Source organism: Blautia acetigignens, from assembly GCF_025566865.1.
GTDB classification, from domain to species: Bacteria; Bacillota; Clostridia; order Lachnospirales; family Lachnospiraceae; genus Blautia_A; species Blautia_A acetigignens.
The window spans coordinates 1-22,351 of sequence record NZ_JAOQJM010000003.1 but is presented as its reverse complement, the minus strand read 5'-3'; the positions used below and the strand labels follow the sequence as shown (position 1 = coordinate 22,351).

The 22,351-nt window shown below is 47.5% G+C and carries 20 protein-coding genes, 3 tRNA genes and 1 rRNA gene; 6 read left to right on the top strand and 18 right to left on the bottom strand.

Annotated features, from left to right (window positions below; genetic code table 11):
- Together OCV70_RS05300 and OCV70_RS05295 are read right to left on the bottom strand one after the other, a co-directional pair.
- The gene (locus OCV70_RS05300) at positions 1-1,392 is read right to left on the bottom strand and encodes a vWA domain-containing protein (protein WP_021926818.1); all 1,392 of its coding nucleotides are present in this window, start codon (positions 1,390-1,392) and stop codon (positions 1-3) included.
- Complete coding sequence (locus OCV70_RS05295; protein WP_021926819.1) at positions 1,361-1,735, bottom strand: hypothetical protein; 375 nt, start codon at positions 1,733-1,735, stop codon at positions 1,361-1,363. The genes OCV70_RS05300 and OCV70_RS05295 overlap by 32 nt, the downstream gene beginning before the upstream one ends.
- A 212-nt stretch (positions 1,736-1,947) precedes the next feature.
- Here OCV70_RS05295 and OCV70_RS05290 point away from each other — a divergent pair, with 212 nt between their 5' ends.
- On the top strand, positions 1,948-3,177 hold the full coding sequence (locus tag OCV70_RS05290; RefSeq protein ID WP_021926820.1) for a 6-phosphofructokinase: 1,230 nt from the start codon (positions 1,948-1,950) through the stop codon (positions 3,175-3,177).
- A gap of 115 nt (positions 3,178-3,292) precedes the next feature.
- Here the strand turns inward: OCV70_RS05290 and OCV70_RS05285 are convergent, their stop codons facing one another.
- The 6 genes from OCV70_RS05285 to OCV70_RS05260 form a co-directional block, all read right to left on the bottom strand.
- Complete coding sequence (locus OCV70_RS05285) at positions 3,293-4,678, bottom strand: uracil-xanthine permease family protein (RefSeq protein WP_173766377.1); 1,386 nt, start codon at positions 4,676-4,678, stop codon at positions 3,293-3,295.
- Positions 4,679-4,838: 160 nt separating this feature from the next.
- The gene (locus OCV70_RS05280) at positions 4,839-5,063 is read right to left on the bottom strand and encodes a hypothetical protein (RefSeq protein ID WP_173766375.1); all 225 of its coding nucleotides are present in this window, start codon (positions 5,061-5,063) and stop codon (positions 4,839-4,841) included.
- Positions 5,064-5,155: 92 nt separating this feature from the next.
- Positions 5,156-6,889 carry a S8 family peptidase gene (locus OCV70_RS05275; RefSeq protein WP_173766373.1) on the bottom strand — a complete coding sequence of 578 codons (1,734 nt, stop codon included), beginning with the start codon at positions 6,887-6,889 and terminating at the stop codon, positions 5,156-5,158.
- Between the two features lie 77 nt (positions 6,890-6,966).
- The gene (locus OCV70_RS05270) at positions 6,967-7,752 is read right to left on the bottom strand and encodes a prolipoprotein diacylglyceryl transferase (RefSeq protein ID WP_117851468.1); all 786 of its coding nucleotides are present in this window, start codon (positions 7,750-7,752) and stop codon (positions 6,967-6,969) included.
- Complete coding sequence (locus tag OCV70_RS05265; RefSeq protein WP_173766371.1) at positions 7,749-8,576, bottom strand: arginase; 828 nt, start codon at positions 8,574-8,576, stop codon at positions 7,749-7,751. Before OCV70_RS05265 ends, OCV70_RS05270 begins: the two co-directional genes overlap by 4 nt.
- Positions 8,576-9,406, bottom strand: coding sequence for an HdeD family acid-resistance protein (locus tag OCV70_RS05260; protein ID WP_173766369.1), 831 nt, complete (start codon positions 9,404-9,406; stop codon positions 8,576-8,578). Before OCV70_RS05260 ends, OCV70_RS05265 begins: the two co-directional genes overlap by 1 nt.
- 152 nt (positions 9,407-9,558) lie before the next feature.
- On the opposite strand from OCV70_RS05260, the gene OCV70_RS05255 reads away from it, so the two are divergent.
- The 5 genes from OCV70_RS05255 to OCV70_RS05235 all read left to right on the top strand — a co-directional run bounded on the left by OCV70_RS05255 (position 9,559) and on the right by OCV70_RS05235 (position 14,996).
- Positions 9,559-10,653, top strand: coding sequence for an ABC transporter ATP-binding protein (locus OCV70_RS05255; RefSeq protein WP_173766367.1), 1,095 nt, complete (start codon positions 9,559-9,561; stop codon positions 10,651-10,653).
- 11 nt (positions 10,654-10,664) lie between these two features.
- Positions 10,665-11,558 carry a carbohydrate ABC transporter permease gene (locus tag OCV70_RS05250; RefSeq protein WP_021926827.1) on the top strand — a complete coding sequence of 298 codons (894 nt, stop codon included), beginning with the start codon at positions 10,665-10,667 and terminating at the stop codon, positions 11,556-11,558.
- Positions 11,559-11,577: 19 nt separating this feature from the next.
- Positions 11,578-12,450, top strand: coding sequence for a carbohydrate ABC transporter permease (locus OCV70_RS05245; RefSeq protein WP_021926828.1), 873 nt, complete (start codon positions 11,578-11,580; stop codon positions 12,448-12,450).
- Positions 12,447-14,057 carry an ABC transporter substrate-binding protein gene (locus tag OCV70_RS05240; protein WP_330385684.1) on the top strand — a complete coding sequence of 537 codons (1,611 nt, stop codon included), beginning with the start codon at positions 12,447-12,449 and terminating at the stop codon, positions 14,055-14,057. The genes OCV70_RS05245 and OCV70_RS05240 overlap by 4 nt, the downstream gene beginning before the upstream one ends.
- 141 nt (positions 14,058-14,198) lie before the next feature.
- A complete protein-coding gene (locus tag OCV70_RS05235) occupies positions 14,199-14,996 on the top strand; it encodes a hypothetical protein (protein WP_173766365.1) in 798 nt (265 codons plus the stop codon).
- A 206-nt stretch (positions 14,997-15,202) separates the two neighbouring features.
- Here the strand turns inward: OCV70_RS05235 and OCV70_RS05230 are convergent, their stop codons facing one another.
- The 10 genes from OCV70_RS05230 to OCV70_RS05185 all read right to left on the bottom strand — a co-directional run.
- Positions 15,203-16,549, bottom strand: a complete 1,347-nt coding sequence (locus OCV70_RS05230; RefSeq protein WP_173766363.1) for an MATE family efflux transporter — start codon at positions 16,547-16,549, stop codon at positions 15,203-15,205.
- 116 nt (positions 16,550-16,665) lie between these two features.
- Positions 16,666-17,106 (bottom strand): Fe-S cluster assembly sulfur transfer protein SufU, encoded by a 441-nt coding sequence (gene sufU / locus OCV70_RS05225; RefSeq protein ID WP_117851456.1) that lies wholly within the window; start codon positions 17,104-17,106, stop codon positions 16,666-16,668.
- Positions 17,096-18,307, bottom strand: a complete 1,212-nt coding sequence (locus OCV70_RS05220) for an aminotransferase class V-fold PLP-dependent enzyme (protein WP_021926833.1) — start codon at positions 18,305-18,307, stop codon at positions 17,096-17,098. The genes sufU and OCV70_RS05220 overlap by 11 nt, the downstream gene beginning before the upstream one ends.
- Complete coding sequence (locus OCV70_RS05215; protein ID WP_021926834.1) at positions 18,304-19,392, bottom strand: SufB/SufD family protein; 1,089 nt, start codon at positions 19,390-19,392, stop codon at positions 18,304-18,306. The genes OCV70_RS05220 and OCV70_RS05215 overlap by 4 nt, the downstream gene beginning before the upstream one ends.
- Positions 19,393-19,415: 23 nt before the next feature.
- The gene (gene sufB / locus OCV70_RS05210; RefSeq protein ID WP_173766361.1) at positions 19,416-20,822 is read right to left on the bottom strand and encodes a Fe-S cluster assembly protein SufB; all 1,407 of its coding nucleotides are present in this window, start codon (positions 20,820-20,822) and stop codon (positions 19,416-19,418) included.
- A complete protein-coding gene (sufC, locus tag OCV70_RS05205) occupies positions 20,819-21,586 on the bottom strand; it encodes a Fe-S cluster assembly ATPase SufC (RefSeq protein WP_021926836.1) in 768 nt (255 codons plus the stop codon). The genes sufB and sufC overlap by 4 nt, the downstream gene beginning before the upstream one ends.
- 207 nt (positions 21,587-21,793) lie before the next feature.
- Positions 21,794-21,864 (bottom strand) — tRNA-Cys (locus OCV70_RS05200).
- A 28-nt stretch (positions 21,865-21,892) separates the two neighbouring features.
- Positions 21,893-21,964: transfer RNA gene (locus OCV70_RS05195), tRNA-Glu, on the bottom strand.
- A 31-nt stretch (positions 21,965-21,995) separates the two neighbouring features.
- Positions 21,996-22,068: transfer RNA gene (locus tag OCV70_RS05190), tRNA-Asn, on the bottom strand.
- A 138-nt stretch (positions 22,069-22,206) separates the two neighbouring features.
- Positions 22,207-22,351 (bottom strand): 23S ribosomal RNA (locus OCV70_RS05185); the annotation flags it as partial.

Sequence of the window (22,351 nt, the reverse complement as noted above, 5' to 3'; positions counted from 1 at the left end):
CTAACTGATCACCAGCTTGTATGCCCAATTCGGCACATATTTCATATTTTCATTCTTTTTCACAAAGACAAAAGCAGTCTCGTAATCTGGCTTCTGCCCCGGATAAATGCCGTCGCCGTCTGTGAAATAAATCAGGGCTTTCAGGTTTTTCAGTTCCTTTTTCTCCCGTTCTTTCTTTATATAAGTAAAAACAGGCACAAAATCTGTGCCGCTTCGCCCCTGTATCTGCACATTTCGCACGTATTCCTTCCACTCTTCTTCCGAATGGATCACGGACACAGACTGGATGCAGCAGTCGCACTGAATAATGTAGACTTTCATTTTCCGGAAAAAATTCTCTCTTGTGCTGAGAATCTGATAGGTTTCCCCCAGAAACCGCTGCACCAGCTCCCTGGAACAGGAACCTGAGGTGTCGATGGCGATGACCAGCTCCTCCAAGCGGTTTACTTCCTTATACTCCAACGGTTCGATCAGAGGCAGATTTCCATAGTGCTCCATTCCGAAATGATAGAAAATGTAGTCAAAGCTTTCCTCATCCAGCTGGATTTCTTCCCTTGGAAAAGCAAATTTTTTCAGAAATTTCCGGTAGTCATAACGGCTTTTGTAAAGCTGTTCCAGCTCTTCCTGGCGGTTTCCAGGATTGGCACCGATCCGGTGCTTCTGGTGTTCTTTTCCAAGGGTGGTGTAGGTGAGGATCTTCTCCCAGCGGCTTTTTTCCTGCTTTGCCCTCTCCGGATTCAACTTCCACAAAGAATGGTCATCAAATGCAAAAAGCTGCTCCATTTCCTCCTGGGAAAACGGAAGCTTCTCCTGTTCAAGCCGATGGTACAATACCTCCGCAGATAAAGGCCTTCCTCCAAAAAATTCCAAAACCCGGCCACGCAGCTTCTTTTCTTCTGCAGAAAATCCCCACAGATCTTCCGGTATATTTTCCTTTAACAAAAGCTCTGCTGCCAGATCGCAGGCAAGGTTCCACAACCGTTTATTTGCTTTTTCCTGGGAAAAGGGGTGAAGGTACAGGCAGTGAAACAGAATATGCAGATATCCCCGTTTCAGTGCTCCGGGATTTTTCTCCCAGACACGGATGAGAAACATAGGATCTGCAAGAATCCGGCTTCCGTCTGTGCCGATTCCGTGAATTTCCTGCAGGTCTGTTCTCCTGCTTTTCTCCCTGCTGATCACTTCACAGGAAAGGGCCGCGATTCCCGGTGAAAAAAATGGAAATCTGGCGCAGACTTCGCTGCGGCAGGTATATAAAATACGGCTTCCAAGCTCCCGACAGGCGGATTCTCTGGCATTTTCCGAAGTCCCGGCGCTCTGGGCAGCCTCTGCATTCGTGGACGCCTCTTTTTTCATAACCTCAGAGGGTGAAATCTCTGTCCGTATATCCATATTTACTGTCCTTTAATTTCATCAGCCACACCAGGCTTTCCAGTTTCTGCTCTTTCCTGGCGGTGCGGATAAAGCTCTCCAGTTCATTTCTTCCAAACCAGTCCATTCCTGCCAGCTGCTCCATTTCACAGATATTTTCCTGGCGGATCAATTCTTCCATGGCTGGACGTATTCTCCGCTTCAGGTACTGGCTGTATGCGTTTTTTGCTTCTTCTGAAGTCTCTTCTTTTTCCGGAAAAAAGCCTTCCAACGCACAGGACAGCTTCACTTTCTCCTGCCCCGTACTTTTGAATTTCTCGTATAAAAATTCCTGTTCTTTATCCATCGATTCTTTCACGCTCACTTTTTTATGCAGTCTCCCTGCCTGTTATTATAATCCATCCTTTCTTTTCCCACAATGTAAAATTTTCCAATACAGTCCGTCTGCGCCACCCAAATTCCAGCTGAGTTTTCCGCAAAGCGGGGCGTTGGAATGATTTTTCAAACAGACTCTAGCCACCAGCCTGCCTTCCTGTTATAATGAAGAGACCAAGAACAACAGGAGGACTTACTTGTATGGCAAAAAAGAATCTGATCGTCGGACAGTCCGGCGGACCTACCGCAGTGATAAACAGCAGTCTTTATGGTGTGGTTTCTGAGGGAATCCGTCAGGAGGAAATCGGACATGTTTATGGAATGGTAAATGGAATTGAGGGATTTTTGAAAGGCACAGTCCTAGATTTTGAGGAAGCTCTTCCCGGGGAAAAGCTGGAATACCTCACTTACACCCCAGGTGCTTATCTTGGCTCCTGCCGCTATAAGCTTCCCCAGTCTTTGGAGGACCCGGTATACCCGGAACTGTTCCGCAGGTTTGAAGAGATGAATATTGGCTGGTTCTTTTATATTGGCGGAAATGACTCCATGGATACGGTGAGCAAGCTTTCCCGCTATGCAGCCATGATCGGCAGTGACATCCGCATTATCGGCGAACCTAAAACCATTGACAATGACCTTGTGCATACCGATCATACGCCTGGATTTGGAAGTGCGGCCAGATATGTGGCTTCCACAGTCCGCGAGATCACCCTGGATGCCAGCGTCTATGAGAAAAAATCCGTAACCATCGTGGAGATCATGGGACGTCACGCAGGCTGGCTGACCGCCGCAGGTGCCCTTGCCCGCAAATATACAGGTGACAATCCTCTTCTTATTTATCTGCCTGAGACAGCTTTTGACACAGAGAAATTCCTTACGAAGGTAAGCAGTGCATTTGAGAAAAACTGCAACGTTGTGGTTTGTGTTTCTGAAGGAATCCACGATGCCAAAGGCACCTTCATCTGTGAATATGACAACTCCGTAGGCACCGATACCTTCGGACACAAAATGCTGGCAGGCTGCGGCAAATACCTGGAAAACCTGGTGCGTGACCGCCTTGGAGTGAAAGCCCGCTCCATTGAGCTGAATGTAAGCCAGCGCTGCAGCGCTTCCCTTCTTTCTGACACAGACCGGCAGGAAGCTGTTACAGCTGGAATTTTCGGTGTTCAGGCTGCACTTAAGGGTGAGACGGGCAAGATGGTTTCCTTTATCCGCCAGGAAACTCCAGATGGCGTTTACCAGATGAAATGCGGACTTGAGGATGTGAACCAGATCTGCAACGAGGAGAAAACCGTTCCTCTCTCCTGGATTACGGAGGATGGCTCTGATGTGACAGAGGATTTCATCCGCTACGCACGCCCGCTGATCCAGGGAAATGTGGAGCTCCCTATGGGCGAAGACGGGCTTCCAGTTTGCGTATATCGCAAATAACTTGTAAATATATAGCAAAAACAGCACCAGGTGGGAAATTTCTCTCACCTGATGCTGCTTTTTTCATCTTATTCAGTTTTCACTATATTCAATTTTTCCGTTCAAATTTCCCTGGTTATTTCTCATTCTCGAAAATTCTGTGATCCTCTTCCAGTTTATCTTTTACCTCACTGTCGTGGATCTTTTCTTCCTTTTTCTCATCCCGTGACTTAGGCAGGATCAGATTCAGACAGACTGCAATGATCGTTGCCAGAACTACAGGAGATTTTCCAAAAATAGTAGTCACCCACGAAGGAAGTGTGGCAAGTGCTGCGTTGGCCTGGGATACGCCTACTCCAAGGGCTGCTGCCAATCCGACAATGGAGGAGTTGCGGTAATCCATCTCAGCGGAAGCCACCAGTTTCATACCGGTCATGGCAATGGATGCAAAAACGGATACTGTTGCACCGCCCAGCACGCACTGCGGAATGGTTGTCAGAAGTGCGGAAAACTTCGGCACAAATCCGGCAATGCCAAGGAATGCAGCTGCAAGTCCCAGAACCCAGCGGTTGATAACCTTGGTGGTGGTTACAATACCTACGTTCTGGCTGTATGTAGCAGTGGGAAGTCCGCCAAATAAAGCGCCGATGATGTTGGTAATACCATACGCCACAATACCGCTCTGGAGCTCCTGATCCTTCGGAGTACGGTTCATGGCACCGATGGTGGTGGCGGAATAATCTCCGATGGCCTGAATGGAGTTGATGGCAAACAGAAGTCCGATGGCAACGCAGGCAGAAATTTCAAAATGCACTCCAAAGTGCATCAGCTGGGGCAGCTGGAACACGCTTGCATTTCCAACACTGGACAGATTCACCATGCCAAAGGGAATGGATACCAGATATCCGGCCAGCATACCGATCAGAATGGAGGAAAGCTTCCAGATTCCTTTTCCAAAATGATTCAGCGCAGTTACAACAGCCAGGGTGAAAAATGCAACCAGCCAGTTCTGCCAGGAACCGTAGTCCGGATTGGAGGTTCCGCCTGCCATATAGTTGATGGCAGTTGGATACAGGGAAAGTCCAATGGTGAAAACTACTGTTCCTGTGATCAGCGGCGGGAAAAATACGCGGATCTTCTTCACCAGAATTCCCATGATAACCGCTACAATTCCACCTACGATCTGCGCTCCCATAATGGTATCAATTCCGTATCCGTCCGCAATGGCCTGCATACTTGGCACATATGCGAAGCTGACACCCATGATCATGGGAAGTCCGGAACCAATCCGAAACTTTTTCCCGATTGGAAACAGCTGGATCAAAGTGGAAAACGCAGCGATCACAAGAGCAGCCTGAATGAGGATGACCTGGTCCTTATTCTCAAGGCCGGCTGCTCCTGCCACAATAATGGCAGGGGTGACACATCCCACGATCATTGCAACTACATGCTGCAGCGCAAGAGGAAGAGCTTCCTGGATACGCGGGATACCATCAGTTTCAAAAATACTGCCTCTCTTCATAATGTTCTCCTGCTTTCTTTTGTTTTATATAGTATACCAAATAGCGGGCGCAAAAACAATTAGATTACCTAAAAATCTTTGTATTATTGTTAACAAAAAAACAAGCTTGTTTTTGTCTATATTTATAAGAGGCTAATTTCCGGTGGTCTCATGCTCTCACCTACTTTACAAGACCGGAATTGCTTCTGTATTCTTCATTCAGTTCCCGCAGTTCCTTTTCCCCATTAATATACGGCTCATAAAAAGCATCCACAGACCCGCCGCCCAGATTATCACACCCATTGCAAAAATCACACGCACCTCCGCACTGATTCAGCCCCTCCTGGACGATGCGGATTCTCTCTTCTTTTGTTGTGTCTTTGATCAGTATACTTGATATTTCCATAGCTGTTTTCCTCCTGTTTATGATTGCGCTTTATAATTTCCGTATCAAAAAAGCCGGCACATATAGCCGTATTCTAAAGCAAAAATATCTTCTCACGTCAACAGTTCAAACGTATGATACATATCCAGTCTTCCAAATCCCCAGTCCCGGTTGGGATACTGGAGACGGTCTTCTCTTTTGGCGCCGCGGGTGAGGTAGTTTTTGACGCTGGAGCCGGTGAAGAAGGGGCGGTTGCCGCGGATGACGGCCCATTCGAAGAGGAGGGCGGCGGTGCCGGCTGTCTGGGCGGCAGAGAGGCTGGTGCCGGAGGCGTAGCCGTAAAGGCCGTTTAGCTGGGGGACCTTGATCTGCACGCCCGGGGCTGCCACCTGGGGAACCACATTTCCGTCCGGCATAAAGCCCCGGCTTGCCTGCACGTACAGGCTGTTGTCACGGTACTGATAGGCGGTGACGGTAATGCTCTCCAGGGAATCTCCGGGGGCCGTCACGGTATTGTAAGGAGATGGCTCCAGGAAATACGTCTCCTCGGAAATCAGCCCCTGCACAGGCAGCCACATGTGAAAGCTTACATTCTGGTTATCCCTGCCCCGGACAAAAATCCGCCAGATACCAGGCGCAGGCTGGATAAACCGGAAATACACCAGCGTATATCCCGTCTGCCTCTCAATAGACACATAATTGACCTCCACCCTTGTCTCCACAAAAACAAAAGAAAGTTCCTGGGGCACATCTCCAAGTGACGAACTGATATCCAGGATTTCCCCGGTTGGCGACTGCAGAGACAGATTGTAGATTTCCGGAGGTTCTCCCCAGAATTCCATGGTAAAGCCAGGCTCTTTGTTCCCCACGCGAAGATCTGCCCCTGCCTGATTTTCCCGCTCTGACAGCCTGCCTGTATAATGATGCCTTGCGCTGCCCTCATTTCCAGCAGCCACAGACACGGAGATCAGGGAATACGCAGAAGCATAATCCACATATGTACTCAGCGGATTTTTCCCAATATGTGCGCCCTGGCTGCTGCCGATTCCCAGACACACAGACAGAGGCAGCTTCCTCTCATTTGCCATTCGCACAGCGAAATCCATCCCCATCATAATATCATTTTCCTGAAAAAGCTCTGCCTGTGATGGAAACAGATAAAACTCCCGCAAATATTTTTTTGCCTGCTTCACCTTCACAATAATCAGCATGGCCTCCGGCGCCGCCCCGCAAAAGCCCTCCTCAGGGGCATAATTTCCTGCAGCTATGGCTGCCATTCTGGTGCCGTGTCCATTTGTATCCAGGGAAGGCACCAGATCCAGCGGATTTTCCGACGCCAGCGCCCGGTCAATGTCACTTTTCCAGAACACTTTTCCATAAGGCACCTCACGCCCGTCTCCATCAAGAGTCTGGTCCCAGATACACAAAATCCTGCTGCCCATTTCATTCTGAAAAAGAGGATTACGGTAGTCAATTCCGGAATCAATAACTGCAATGGCCGTCCCCTGCCCTTTCAGCTGAAGATAAGGATGCTCCTGCAGCCTTGTAATCCCTGACGCCCCAAGGCTTCCAAGATCCATATAAGTATAACATTTTGGAATAAAACTGTAAGAATACGTGTTGATGTTCAGATTTCCCACCTCGGTAAGCGGGGCATAGACCACACCATAGATCGAATTGATTTTCTGAAAGCTAAGACCCGGGACATCGCCCAGGTCTTCCTGAAAATTCCCCATATATTTCACAATAAAATCCGCATACAGCTCATTCTGGGCAGGGGACGCATCCGGCCTTGTCCCTTCTTCCTGAATTCCAACTGTATCTGCATACTCCGGGGATTTTTGCATGTGCTTCCCTCCAGCTTATATTCAGTTAAGCCTATGCAGTTTTTTGGCTTTTATGTCTGTGATTTCCATGAACTTGCTCATGCAGACATGTCTCGTTTCGTTTTGCCGTCCCGGGCATTCTCACTGAAAACAAGAAGCAGGACTATTCCTGCCACGAAAGTAAACAGGGAAATAAACTGTGAGGTAGACAATGCCCCTACACTTCCTCTTGCCAGATCCCCTCTGAAAAACTCCAGCACAAACCTTCCCGCACTGTAAAAAATCAGATAAGCCGCGGCCGTCTCCCCGTCCTTTTTCTGTTTTTTGAGAATAAAAAGCAAAATCCCATAATGAATGAAATCCAGAATACTGGAATAAATCTGGGTGGGAATCAGTGCCACCCCGTTTGGCGCAAAGCCGGAGTCATGAAAGGTAATGGAAAAAGCACTGTTCGTCTCCTTTCCATAGCAGCATCCTGCCAGCAGACAGCCGATCCTGCCAAATCCCTGGGCCAGCGCCACCGACGGCATCAGCGTATCAAAGAACCGAAGAAAATCCAGATTTTTTATCCTGCAGTACACATACGCCGTAAGGATTCCCCCGATAATGCCGCCAAACACAACGAACCCATCCGTCAGGGTATCCCCGAGAAAGCCCGGATTGGCCACAATGCTCTTCCACTCTGTGATCCAGTACAGGATCTTTGCCCCAAGAAAGCCGCCAAGCACGCACCATACCACAAGGTTAAAAACATGTTCGTAAGGAAGTCCCCGCTTTTTGGCTCTGCGTTCTCCCGTAAAGTAAGCTGCCAGGATCCCTACCGCGATCATCAGTCCATACCCGTAAACGGTAAAGGGTCCTATTTTCAGCAATTCATTTTTCATAATAAAGCTCCTCTATCTTCCTGCTCTGCAAAAAAGTTTTTCCAGAACTTCAGAAGTTCCCGGTTTGCCGCATCATTTCTCTCATTGTCTGCTCCGTCCGGGTCACATTCCCCGCAGATATCCACCTGAAGGATTTTTCCGCCGGCCTCTTTAAAATGCCTGGTGACAAATTCCAGTGCTGCCATCATTTCCCCAAGAGTCATATCTCCCTGACTCCAGGTAGTGCTGGCATCCGTTGTACCAAGCACATCTTTATCAATGGAAACATAAAGAGGAAGGTCCGTGGGAATTTCTCCAAGGAAAGAAAAATCCATCACATTCCTTTCCATATTATTCGTTTTTTCGGAATAGCTTTCGTTATTTCGAAAGCCCTGGAGCATCTCCCTTGAGAAAAACTTTACCTTCTCTTTCAGCGGCTCTTCCACCTGACTGTAAGCTTCCTCATCTGGCCCTGCAAGCCATACTTCAACCAGATTTTCTGCCTCTTCAATTGCACTTGCGATCCAGCCGCCGCAAGAGAGAAGCCCTCCAAAAGCCGGCAGCTGCATGTCCGTATGATTGTCAAAAACCAGAAGCCGAAAGGGCTCTTTCACTCTCTCAATCCCAATCCGGCTCATATAATGATAATTGCCGGAATCAATAAAATAAATTCCTCCAGCTGAAAATTTCTCCAGCTTTTCCAGAATCTGCGTCTTCGCTTCGTCGTCACAATAGCAGTTTGTTCCGGGAATTTCCCGGACATCCAGCCAGGATACCTTTTCCCCTTCAAAAAACTGCTCTCCCTTATAAATCCCGGAAAAATCCATGATCACAATCTCTGCCATCAGTCTTTCCACTCCTCAAGGACTTCTTCTGCTTCCTCGCTTTCCACGGAAGCTTCATCCTGAACGGATTCTGGATTCCCGGCACTTTCCTGGGAAACAGCCCCGTCTGGCTGAACATTTTCTTCTGGAACAGTCTCTGTGTTCTTAGAACTTTCTTCAGACGCCATCTGGCTGCTTACATTCCCTGCATCCGGTGCTGGAGCAGAGGTATTTCCTGTCTCTTCTGCATTCTGTGCAGAAGCCGCTTCTGCCTTACTGTCGTCTTTTTCTTCTGTCTCCTCAGATGGAATCTCCTTTTTCAATCCATGCTTCAGGATCAGATAGAAAATAATATCAAGTGCCCCGTTTGCCACAAAAATCCATCCGGAAACCTGCATGGTAAGCCGAAGCTCGCTGAACGGATTCACAAGAATCAGCACGCCAAGCCCCACAAACACCAGGCTCTCAATGAGAAACGCTTTCCATGCCCCAAGCTTTCTTTTCCTTAATTTCATGCTTCCACGAAGCATCCAGATACTGTCCACCAGAATGAAGGCTCCCAGCATCAAAGTAAGAAGCTTCACCACCACCTGTGGATTCATAAACAGAAATGCCCCGATCACCAGCACGATCACACCGGAAAAAAGATCCAGAATTGTGGCGTTTTCTTTTTCCAGCACATAGATCACAATGTGGTACAGTCCTGCTCCCACGAGAACCAGGCCAAACACTACCTTACACAGCACATTTACCGTTTCCACAGGCATCAGGGCCAGGCACACGCCCAGCGCTATGTAGAGAATGGAAACCGGAATCTGTCCTTTTAATACTTTCATTTTTTTATCTTCCATAAAGCGCGCTCCTTTATTTCTTTTCGTCAGTATACCTCTTTTAAACTTTTTCGTCCACCCAAAATGCAGGAAAACTTTTTTGCATTGTACAAACCACTGGAATTCGTTATAATAGTAAGCAAATCTGAATTATAATACGTAGGAGAGAGAATATGAAAATCGTATTAGAACACCTCACCAAGCAGTTTCCTGCCCGCGGGCGGAAATCCCGGGAATCGGTTACTGCAGTGGACAATTTCAATTTTGAAATTCCAGACGGACAGCTGATCGGACTTCTTGGCCCTTCCGGTTGCGGCAAAAGCACCACCCTGAACATGATCTGCGGACTTGAAAAGCCAACTGACGGCCGGATCCTTTTCGGCGAAGAGGACGTCACAAATCTTCCCCCTGAGAACCGGGGCGTGGGCATGGTATTTCAGAACTACGCCCTCTATCCCCATCTCACTGTGAAGCAGAACATTCTTTTTCCCCTGCAGAACCTAAAGGGAAAGGACAAGCTTTCCAAGGATGAAATGGACCGCCGCGTCCAGAACGCTGCCCAGCTGGTGCAGATCACCGAGCTGATGGACAGACGCCCCTCCGAGCTTTCCGGCGGCCAGCAGCAGCGCGTTGCCATTGCCCGTGCCCTTGTAAAAATGCCCCGGGTACTGCTCCTTGACGAGCCCCTTTCCAACCTGGACGCCAGACTCCGCCTGCAGACCAGGGAAGAAATCCGCAAGATCCAGCATGCCACAAAGATCACCACTGTGTTTGTCACCCACGACCAGGAAGAAGCCATGAGCATTTCCGATATGATCGTTGTCATGAAAAGCGGTGTGGTTCAGCAGATCGGCAGGCCCCAGGATGTATATGACAGCCCGGTCAATCTGTTTGTAGCCAGATTCCTTGGCACCCCGCCAATCAATGTATTTGAGGGCGAGATCCGTGGGCAGAAGCTTTATATCGGGGAAAATGCCATCCTGGACGCTCCCGGAATTTCCGATCAGCAGGTATTTGCCGGAATCCGTCCCGAGGGCTTTGTCCTTGACAAAAACGGCCCTCTTTGCTGCCAGCTTGGAGGCGTGGAGGTCATGGGACGTGACATCTCCGTGGTATCCTCCCATGCGGCTTCCCAGGCTCCTGTGATCCGCTCCATTATCAGCTCCGAGAGCAGCATTGATCTTTCTTCCAAAACCATCCGTTTTGCGGTGAAGCCAAACAAGATTTTCCTTTTTGGCCGTGAAACAGAAGAAAGGATTTACCTTTAAGGGAGGTTCCTATGAATAAAAGAAATTTAAAAGGCTGGCTCTATCTTCTGCCGGCAATCCTGTTTCTGGGTGTTTTCATGGTATATCCTCTCATTGACGTTTTTATCTACTCCTTTGAAGAGGGCTATAACTCTGCATCCCAGACCTATTACGGGACAGGCGCATACAACTATTCCTATGTGCTTCATGATCCCTATTTTCTTCAGGCAATCAAGAATACCTTTCTTCTGGTAATCATTACTGTGCCTCTTTCCACCTTGCTGGCACTTTTGATTTCCGTTGCCTTAAGCTCCATAAAAGCTTTGAAGAAGCTTTACCAGACCATTTACTTCCTGCCTTATGTGACCAACACTCTGGCAGTTGGCCTTGTTTTTATGATCCTTTTTAAGAAAACAGCTTACTCGGACGGGCTTGTGAACCTGGTCCTTCAGCTGTTCGGGCGCGGTCCCGTTGATTTCATCGACGGACCCTATTGGGCGAAAATGCTGGTTCTGTGCATTTATACCATATGGATCGTCATGCCATTTAAGGTGCTGATCCTGACCAGTGCACTGGCTTCCGTGAACCAGAACTACTACAACGCGGCCAGGGTGGACGGTACTTCCAGATTCCGTATTTTTGTGCGGATCACCCTGCCCATGATCTCACCTACTGTATTTTACCTGATCATAACAGGCTTCATCGGAGCATTTAAGGCCTACAGCGATGCAGTGGCCCTTTTCGGCACAGACCTAAACGCTGCAGGAATGAATACCATTGTAGGATATGTTTACGATATGCTTTACGGCAACGGGGGCGGCTATCCTTCCTACGCATCTGCCGCGGCGATCATTTTGTTTGTGATCGTCCTGACCATCACCTGCATCAATCTGCTGGTGAGCAGGAAGCATGTTTATTACTCATGAAACAATTCGAGGACAAAAAATGGAAAATTCAAACCAGTTTACCAATGAACGCTCTGCTGCCAGACGACATACAGCAGTCAGCGTGATCACTTACATTCTGCTCACCCTGTGGGCGCTGATCGTACTGTTTCCTTTTTACTGGATGGTCCTGACCTCTGTAAAAAGCTACAGTTCCTACAACGCGGAGCACATTCCCAGCTTTTTTACCCTGACTCCGACCATGCAGAATTATGCAGACGCATTTACGGCGGTGCCTCTGGGAAAATATCTTCTCAATACCCTTATTTTCACATCGGCCACCACCGCCATTATGATGGTCGTGATCACCCTCTCCGCTTTTGCTTTTGCAAGGCTTGAGTTCCGGGGAAAAAATCTGGCCTTTACCTTATTTCTCTCCCTGATGATGATTCCAAACGAGCTTGTGATCATCACCAACTTTGTGACCATTACCAACCTGGATATGCGAAACACCTTCCTGGGACTGATCCTTCCCTCTGTCACCTCCGTATTTTACATTTACCTTCTGAAAGAAAATTTCGAGCAGGTTCCGGACGAGCTTTACCGGGCAGCCAAGGTGGACGGCACCTCCGATCTGAAATACCTGTGCAAGGTTATGATCCCCATCTGCAAGCCCACTATGGTGACCATCGCCATCCTGAAGGTAATTGAATGCTGGAATTCCTACGTATGGCCCCGCCTCATCACAGATGACCAGAATTATTACCTGGTTTCCAATGGTATCCAGGAAATCCGTGAGAACGGCTTCGGACGTGAAAATATTCCTGCCATGATGGCTGCGGTTGTGGTAATCTCACTTCCCCTGATCGTTCTGTTCCTGATTTTCCGCAACAAGATCATGGCCGGGGTTTCAAGAGGAGGTACAAAAGGATGATGACGAAAAAACATAAATTTCCAGGGAAAAAGCTTCTTGTTCTGGCGCTGGCTGCTGCCTTAGCGGCAGGACTTAGCGGCTGTCACGGTGCAAAGGAGCAGAGCGCATTTTCCATCCCTGAAGAATTTGATACCTCCAAGAACTATGAAATCACCTTCTGGGCCAAAAACGACACCAACAAAACCCAGACGGAAATTTACAAAAAGACCATCTCCGATTTCGAGGCCCTGTATCCCAATATTACTGTAGACCTGCGGCTTTACACCGATTACGGCAAGATCTACAATGATGTCATTACCAACATTGCCACAGAAACCACCCCAAATGTGTGCATCACTTACCCGGACCACATTGCCACTTACCTGACCGGAAATGACACGGTGGTTCCCCTGGATGACCTGATGGCAGATGAAAGCTACGGTCTTGGCGGCAGCAAGCTGGAATTTGACTCTGTAAAAAGCGATGAGATCATCCCCCAGTTTCTGGAGGAGTGCTCCTTTGCCGGACATTACTATGCCCTGCCCTTCATGCGTTCCACAGAGGTCTGCTACGTAAACAAAACCTACGTGGAAAAGCTTGGCTACACCCTTCCCGAAACTCTGACCTGGGATTTTGTCTGGGAAGTCAGCGAAAAAGCCATGGAGCAAAATGCAGACGGCACCTACAAGATCAACGGACAGAACGTGCTGATTCCCTTCATTGACAAGTCCACAGACAACATGATGATCGAAATGCTGAAGCAGAAAAACGCGGGATATTCCACAGACAGCGGCGAGATCCAGCTTTTTAACGATACTACTACCGATCTTCTGTACACCATTGCAGATCATGTAAAAACAGGTGCTTTTTCCACCTTTAAGATTTCCAGCTACCCTGCCAACTTTTTGAACGCCGGACAGTGTATTTTCGCCATTGATTCTACAGCAGGCGCTACCTGGATGGGCACTCATGCACCGCTTGTGGATATCAGTTCCGATGCGCTGGTGGACTTTGAGACAGAGGTTATGACCATTCCCCAGTTTGACCCGGAGAATCCCCAGATGATCTCCCAGGGACCTTCCGTGTGCGTGTTCAATAAGAAGGACTCCCAGGAAGTGCTGGCATCCTGGCTTTTCACCCAGTATCTGCTTACCAATGAGGTGCAGACCGCTTACTCGGAAACAGAAGGCTACGTACCTGTCACCAGCAAGGCCCAGGAATCTGACCAGTATCAGGATTATCTTTCCAGAGAGGGCGAGGACAATTCCACCTACTATGATGTAAAAATAAAGGCCTCCAAAACCCTTCTGGAAAATGTGGACCACACCTTTGTCACACCTGTATTCAACGGCTCTGCTTCCCTTCGTGACGCAGCCGGACAGCTGATCGAGAACGTGACCAAGTCTGTGAGAAGAAAGCAGGAAATAGACGCCGATTACATTGACCAGCTTTACAGCGATGTCACCTCCCTGTACCATCTGGATCAAATATCCGCGTCGGAAACCTCCGGAAAAGCAGACCTTGGCCCCCTTCCTGTTGAATCAAAGATTCTTCTTGTCAGCCTTGGGGCGGTCTGGTTTTTCATTCTTCTTTATCTGCTTCGGGAAAAAAGGAAAAGCAGAAAATAACTTTCCCCTAATCCCTTGATTTCCTCCTGTTTTCGTTTATAATAAAGGTGGTTGTGCATGCAGCCACCTTTTTTAATAAAATACATATGCTAAAGGCATACCTTTGTGACGTTTCTTGCGTACACACAGAAAGGAGACATTATGAAAAAAAGACTTGTATTACTGATGGCACTCTCCCTTACTTTCGCATTCCCGGGAGCAGTTATGGCAGAGGAGAATACCGCTGAAGAGACCACAGAGGCTGCTTCTGATGAGGCTGATGCTTCTGAGGACGCTGATGTGAAATCTGAGGGCGTTATGACTCATGACGAGTATCTCGCTGCTGCAGTGGATGACGAGGTTGTAGTCGAAACTTATGTACAGGCTAAGCAGTCCTGGTGGGAAGACAAGGCAACCATCTACACACAGGATAAAGACGGTGCATACTTCATCTACAACATGCCATGCTCACAGGAAGAATACGACCAGCTGGTACCTGGCACCAAGATCAAAGTAACCGGATACAAGGCTGAATGGTCCGGAGAAATTGAGATTGCTGACGTATCCTCCTTCGAGATCGAGGACGGCGAATATATTGCAGAGCCGCTTGATGTAACAGATCTTCTTGGCAAGGATGAGCTGATCGACCATCAGAACGAGCTGGTATCCTTCAAGGGCATGACTGTAGAAGCTGCCGGACAGGATGCAGACGGAAATGATGTTGCATATCTTTACAACTATGATGGCTCCGGTTCTGAAGGGGACGACCTTTACTTCAACGTTTCCCTTGACGGAGAGACCTATACATTTACAGTAGAGTCCTACCTTTGCGACAAGGACAGCGATGTATACAAGGCTGTAGAAGCCCTGAACATCGGTGACAAGATCGACATGGAAGGCTTCCTGTACTGGTATGAGGGCGTAAACCCGCACATCACATCTGTAACTGCTGCTGAATAAGATTCCGGCGCTGTTATACCGCCTTTGCTGCAGCATCCTGCACAGTACATAGAATTAAGCATCTTACACATAACAGGCCTCGGAAACGGCATTTTCTGCTACTTCCGAGGCCTTATTGATTACGCTTTATTTCACTGTCTCAAAATTTGGAAAGTCTCTCTTCCATTTCGAAATATCCTATCCTTACATTCCGCCTGCATGTTTCCCTACGCAATCCCGATCTTCGTATTCTTATACACATGTATGAAATAAATGATCTCCACAGTCGCTGTAATTCCCCACGAGAAAATATACAGCAGATATAATGATGGAATCGTTCTGAAATATGCAAAAACCGTATTCACCCAAATCATTCGGAATACGCAAGAACCCAGGATCACAGTTATAGTGGGCACAAAGCTTTTTCCAAGAGCCCTTGAAGCAGCAATGCTGGCATCCATAAAGGCTGAAAATCCATAGCTGAAGCCCATAATGGTCAGTCTTTTCATTCCTGCATCTATAACAGCCGCATCATTGGTAAACAATCCCAGAAACTGTCTTCCGAAAATAACAAGACAGATTCCTCCTACCAGTCCGATACCAAAAGAATAGGCAAGACTGATCAGATAACTGTTTTTCACCCGCTTTCTTTTACCTGCACCGTAATTTTGTCCCATAAAGCTTCCGCAGGCTGTATAAAAAGCAGCCATAGAATCATAAAGCAAGGCATCTGCATTTGCAGCTGCAGAATTACCAGCTACCATAGTAGCGTCAAAGGTATTTACACCAGCCTGGATAAACAGATTGGCAACCTGGAATATTCCATTTTGTAATCCTGCCGGAAGTCCGATCTGAATAATGTATTTTGCCATTTTTTTGTCAAATTTCAGTTCAGACATACGAAGTGCATAATCTCCTCCCATTTTTGCCAGTGCGCGTAAAATCAATATTGCAGACAGATACTGGGCAATAATACTGGCCAGTGCAACTCCTGCCACATCCATTTTACAGCCAATAACAAAAAACAGATTCAGCACAACATTCACAACGCCTGCTGCAGACAGATAATATAAAGGCTTCTTAGTATCTCCAAAGGCACTGCACACCGCATTACCAAAATTGTACAATGCCAGCGCAGGCATTCCAAGAAAATAAATCCGAATATAAAGTACTGCTCCTTCTAACAGCTCCTCCTTTGTATTCAGCAGTTCCAGAACGCCTCTTGAAAAAAGCAGTCCGAATATCAGTACGATCACTCCGGCAGCAAAGCTTACAAGAAGAGCAGTATGTACAGTCTGTATGGTGCTTCTTTTATCCCGGGCACCGAAATATCTTGCAACCAGAACATTGATACCTCCTGCCATGCCAATGAGAACCCCTGTAAAAAGAGTTACCAGCGTGGTGGTGGAACCTACTGCCCCAAGGGATAAGGAGCCCGCAAACTGCCCGATTACCGCAATGTCCGCCATATTAAACAACACCTGAAGCAGGTTCGTCAGCATAAGGGGAATACTGAAAAACAGCATTTTCCCACAGATGGAGCCTGTAGTCAGATCCTGTCTGTCCTCTTTCATTTCCTTTTTTCTCCTTCATCATCCATATTTTTCTGCGCAAAAAAAAGGCCCCGTGGACCTTTTTTCGCCATCGTTATATGGATTATAACACTGACCTTAAGTTTTGTCATTGTGTTTTATAAATTCTTTTCAGCCTCTTTTTCCAGCAGCTCTTCCATGGTATGCCAGCCAAGAACCGCGCATTTTACACGGGCAGGCATTTTGGAAATATCGGCAAGGGACATAGCTTCCTCAAGGGGTTCCAGTTCATCCCCCTTTGCCTCTCCCTTTATCATTCTGGAAAAAAGATCAGCAAGCTGTAAGGCTTCTTCCTTTGTTTTTCCGATGATCAGCTCCAGCATCATATCCACAGAAGCCTGGGAAATAGCGCAGCCGCTGCCCACAAAGGCACCGTCTGTGATCACGCCGTTCTCTTCCTTCAGTTCCAGGATAATGTCATCACCGCAGCTTGGATTCACTCCCTCAAGAACCAGATTGGCATCCTCCAGCTTCTTTTTGTGCGCCGGATGCAGATTGTGGTCCGTCAGAATCTCATTGTAAAAAGTATTATTCATCATAGCCCATCAGCCTCCTGATATTTTTTACCTGCTCGATTAAGCGAAGCACATCCTCCTCACTGTTGTAAAAAGAAATGCTCGCTCTTGTGGTCACCATCACTCCAAGATGTGCCAGAAGAGGCTGTGCGCAGTGATGACCTGCACGCACATCCACATGTGCTCCGTCCAGAATGGAAGCAATGTCGTGAGGATGTACCCCGTCTACTGTAAAATTCAGGATTCCGTTGTGTTCCTTTGGATCCTGGCTTCCGATCACATGCACATGGGGAATTTTTTTCAATTCTTCCATTGCCAGGGCAGTAAGCGCATTTTCTTTCTCTTCAATCGCTTCAAAGCCAATGGAATTCAGATAATCAATGGCAGCTTTTAAACCCCACGCACCGCCGCCGTTCACCGTTCCGGCCTCAAACTTATGGGGCAGTTCTGCAAAAACAGCACCCTCGCGGGTAACGCTTTCAATCATTTCCCCGCCAGTCAGAAATGGGGACATGGCATTTAACAGATTCTCTTTTCCATAGAGAACGCCGATTCCCATTGGCGCCATCAGCTTATGTCCGGAAAATGCTAAGAAATCCGCATCCATTTTCTGCACATCAATGGGAATATGGGGTGCGCTCTGAGCGGCATCCACAAGCACTACTCCGCCCACGCCATGAACCTTCTCAATAATCTTTTCCACCGGGTTCACGCGTCCGATCACATTGGAAATATGGGTGACGGCTGCAAATTTCGTCTTAGGCGTAACGGCATTTTCGATTGCCTCATCTGTAAAGCTTCCGTCCATCTCACATTCTAAGAACTTAATGGCAGCTCCTGTCTGTCTTGCCACCATCTGCCAGGGAAGAAGATTGCTGTGGTGGGAATCGATTCCTACCAGGATCTCATCCCCTGCCTTCAGGTTATTTAATCCGTAGCTGTATGCCACCAGATTGATGCTCTCCGTTGTGTTTCGTGTAAAAATAATCTCACAGGATTTTGCGGCATGAAGGAAATCCCGCACCGTATCCCTTGCTTCCTCGTAGCGGTCTGTAGCTTCCATTCCAAGCTCGTACAGTCCTCTTAAGGGGTTTGCGTTATATTTTTCGTAGAAGGCCTTTTCCGCCTCCAGAACAGCCAGAGGACGCTGTGCAGTGGCTGCATTGTCAAGATATGCCACCTGGCTGTCTTTTAAAAGGGGAAAGTCCTTTTTGTAATCTGTCATTGGCGTTCCTCCAGGTATTTCAATGTTTTTTCACGGATGGAAGGCTCTTTGATCTGGCCTGCCACTGCATCCAGGCGGGCTCTTGCAATCATTTTCTCCGCTGCTTCCTTGGTAAAGCCGCGAGACATCAGATAGAACAACGTCTTTTCATCCAGCTCTCCGATGGATGCACCGTGATTTCCTTCCACATCCTCCTCTGCGCAGAGGATCAGCGGAATGGTCTGGTTCACCACATCATCGCCAAGGAGAAGCACATCCTCTTTTTCATTTCCCACAGAACCCGGGCAGCCTTTCACAAAATCAATGGTTCCGCGGAAAAGCTTAAATGCCTCGCCGCTTAAAACACCGCTGCTTTCCATCAGGCTCTCGGTCTTTCTGCCGTGATGGCGTGCTACGTAATTCATATCCAGGCGTTGCTTTTCCTCGCCCAGATAGCCGATGTGGGCTTTGAAGGAACTGGAATCTTCCTTCAGATCCATGTAAGCGCCAGAGTAAACTTCTTTTCCGCCCAGTTCCATTTTCACCAGCTCTACAGAAGCATTTTTCTTCAGGATTCCGCCGATATCGGAAAATACTTTCGTTTTTTTATCCATAGTCTGTACAACGGTCAGATCCAGTTTTGCATTTTCTTCTGCGTAAATTTTCAGCTGCAGGAAAAAGGGCTCTGCTTCCTTTTCTTTGGAGGTGCAGTAAACAGCCACATTCATTCTGGTATTTGCTTTTACATAAAGAAAATACCTTCCGTAGCGTCCGTCTGCGGTAAGATTTAAGATTGCCTGGTTTCCTGCCTCTGGATTTTTCTCATCTGTGCACTGGATCACTTCCACCGGGAAATTTTCGCCCAGCTTATCCATGTCTTTTCCAAGGGCTGTTTCTATACTGTCAAAGAGCTGCTTCTCATTCTCATCTGCCTGATGAAGCTCAAGGCCGCTGCCTAAATTTATACCTGCGTGTTTGCCAAGCTGTTCTTCATAAGTTCCTGCAACAGGAATTTTTACATCCGGTACAAATGCTTCATTCATTTTAAGCCGGTTCCAAGTGATTGCCGGAAGCCTGTTAATTGTCATATTCATACTTTTTTCCATATCATTCAACCTCCCTTCCGCGATCAGCCAATACTGCCTTTCATCTCAAGGCGGATCAGATTGTTCATTTCCACTGCATATTCAAGAGGCAGTTCCTTGGATACATTGTCTGCAAATCCGCTTACGATCATGGCTCTTGCATCTTCCTCTGAAATTCCTCTGGACATCAGATAGAACACTGCATCGTCGCTGATCTTGCCGATCTTTGCCTCATGTCCCACATCTGCATCCTTTGTACGGATATCCATAGCCGGAATAGTATCTGAACGGGAAATATCATCCAGCATCAGGGACTGACAGGAGACAGCTGCTTTGCTGTGCTTTGCATTTTTTCCGATGGTTACAGAGCTTCTGAAGGTGCTGATTCCGCCGTCCTTGGAAATGGAACGGGTGTTGATGTAGGAGGAAGTGTTTTCTCCTGTGTGCACCACCTTGGCTCCGGTATCCAGATTCTGTCCTTTTCCTGCAAAGGTGATTCCGGTGAATTCCATGCGGGAATCTTTTCCCTTCAGAATGGTCATGGGATAAAGGTAGGAGGTATGGGAACCGAAGGATCCGGAAACCCACTCCATTACGCCGCCTTCTTCCACAATGGCTCGCTTGGTATTCAGGTTATACATATTCTTGGACCAGTTCTCAATGGTGGAATAGCGAAGTCTTGCATTTTTGCCTACAAAAAGCTCTACGCAGCCTGCATGAAGGTTTGCCACATTGTATTTCGGTGCGGAACAGCCCTCGATGAAATGAAGATCTGCTCCCTCATCTACAATGATCAGGGTATGCTCAAACTGTCCGGCTCCCGGTGCATTCAGACGGAAATAGGACTGCAGGGGAATTTCCACAGAAACGCCCGGCGGCACATAAACAAAGGATCCGCCTGACCAGACTGCGCCGTGAAGGGCGGCAAATTTGTGGTCATTTGGCTTTACCAGCTTCATAAAATGAGTACGGATCATATCTGCGTATTCCCCGTGCATAGCACTTTCCAGGTCTGTGTAAACAACTCCCTGGGCTGCTACCTCTGCTTTTACATTGTGGTATACCAGCTCGGAATCGTACTGGGCGCCAACGCCAGCTAAGGATTTACGCTCTGCCTGCGGAATTCCAAGACGCTCAAAGGTATCCTTGATGTCATCCGGAACCTCGGACCATTTAGCGCTCATCTTGGTGTTTGGACGCACATAGGTGACGATCTGATCCATGTTCAGCTCATCAATTGGCGGTCCCCAGTTGGAAATTTCCATGGAATTATAAATCTGCAATGACTGAAGCCGGAACAGCTGCATCCAGGCCGGGTCATTTTTTTCTTTTGAAATCTGTTCTACAATTGCCGGAGTCAGACCTTCTTTTACCTTATAGGCATCTTTTTCCTCGTTTCGGAAGTCGTACATGCTCCGGTCAATATCCTCTACATAGGTCTTTTCTTTCACGGTTCTTTCACCTCTTCTGCTTCTGATACGAAGCTTTCATAGCCTTCTTCATTGATTCGGTCTACCAAAGAGCCGTCGCCTGTGGCAACGATGTGACCGTTTACCATAACATGGGTATAATCGACATGAAGAGATTCCAGAATTCTGGTGCTGTGGGTGATGATCAGGAGGGCTCCGTCGCGGTCCTTCTGATATTCTTCCACGCCCTTGGATACAAGGCGGACAGCGTCTACATCCAGACCGGAGTCTGTCTCATCTAAGATCGCAAGGTTTGGCTTTAACATCATCAGCTGAAGAATTTCTGCTTTCTTCTTTTCTCCGCCGGAGAAGCCTACATTCAGGCTGCGCTCTGCATAGGAAGGATCCATATCCAGAAATTTCAGATTTTTGTCCAGCTCTTTCTTGAAGTCCCACAGCTTGATATAGCCTCCTTTTTTCTGCTGGATCGCATTTCTGATAAAAGCAGATACGGTAAGTCCCGGCACCTCAAGAGGCTCCTGGAAGGACAAAAACATGCCGTCTTTGGCACGCTTATCTGCGCTTTCCTCTGTAACATCCTTTCCTTTAAAGAGGATGTTTCCTCCTGTAACCTGATATTTGGGATTTCCCATAAGTACATAGCCCAGGGTAGACTTACCAGCACCGTTTGGTCCCATCAGTACGTGAGTCTCTCCCTTATGGATCTGAAGATTTATATCATAAAGAATTTCTTTTTCTTCTACTCTTGCATTTAACTGTTTTATGTTAAGGATTGGTTCTGACATTGTTCTCCTCCTTTAATTCATAGTAAACCAATGGGTTTTATTTGTTTGCTATTATAAATCGGGTTTTTCAATTATGCAAGAGGGTTTGTGAAAAAATTGTTGAGAGATGCAGTTGTTGAGATTTTTTATCATTTATGGAAGGTGGAATAAGAAAATAACTGGAAATGACATGAAAAAAGCTCTTGATTCTTCATCAAGAGCTTTCAGAGGTGCCACCCAGATTTGAACTGGGGATAGAGGTGTTGCAGACCTTTGCCTTACCACTTGGCTATGGCACCATATTATTTAACTACTCGCCGAAGCGAATGACTCCAAGGGGATTTGAACCCCTGTTACCGCCGTGAAAGGGCGGTGTCTTAACCGCTTGACCATGGAGCCCTATTGAATCGGGCTTCATGCTCCGATTAAACTCCCCCTGTTGGACTCGAACCAACGACACTTCGGTTAACAGCCGAATGCTCTACCGACTGAGCTAAGGAGGAATAAAGGTTTGCACCTTCAAAACTACATACATGTTACATCCTTGTTCGGAATTTGTCAAGAATCTTTTTTCAACCTTGCGAATAAATCGGAAGTTCCATCTCACTTCGTTCGATGGAACGACCTTCGTGCTTAGCACTCAGGTCAAGCCCTCACCCGATTAGTAGCAGTCAGCTCCGTGCGTTGCCGCACTTCCACCCCTGCCCTATCTACCTCGTCGTCTTCAAGGGGGTTTACTTCTTTCGAATGGGACATCTCATCTTGAGGGGGGCTTCACGCTTAGAT